Source organism: Microbacterium sp. H6 (genome assembly GCF_003314775.1).
Lineage (GTDB): Bacteria > Actinomycetota > Actinomycetes > Actinomycetales > Microbacteriaceae > Microbacterium > Microbacterium oxydans.
On sequence record NZ_QOAY01000006.1, the window covers coordinates 7,126 to 7,539 of the forward strand.

Consider the following 414-nt stretch of genomic DNA (forward strand, 5'->3'; position numbering starts at 1 on the left):
CCGGAGACCTCGACGTCACCTCGAACACCATCACGTCCACCAACTTCGCGTCGAAGAGCGGAACCGTGCGGGTCAATGGCACGGTCTCCAGGGTCGTGTTCCAGGTCACGATGCGGTCGAAGGGTGCCTTCCTCGGCCTGATCCCCACGTGGACCAAGGTGCCGAGCGACCTGCACAGCATCGACATCGATGTGGACAAGCCCACCAAGCCCGTGCTGACCGTCGACAAGAACGACCACCGCGACGCGGCTGTCATCGGCGACCAGCTCTCCTACGACATCGTCGTCAAGAACTCCGGCGATGCGGCGGCGACGAACGTCGCCATCAGCGACGATCTGCCCGCCGGTCTGACCGGTATCACCGCGTCCTACACGGCGGGTACCTCGGGTCAGGTCACGGTCTCCGGACAGCAGG

The 414-nt window shown here is 64.7% G+C and carries 1 protein-coding gene; it reads left to right on the plus strand.

Features of this window, described 5'->3' with window-relative positions:
* A partial coding sequence (locus tag DSP71_RS21760; RefSeq protein WP_181800622.1) for a DUF11 domain-containing protein occupies positions 1–414 on the plus strand: 414 nt, incomplete at both ends.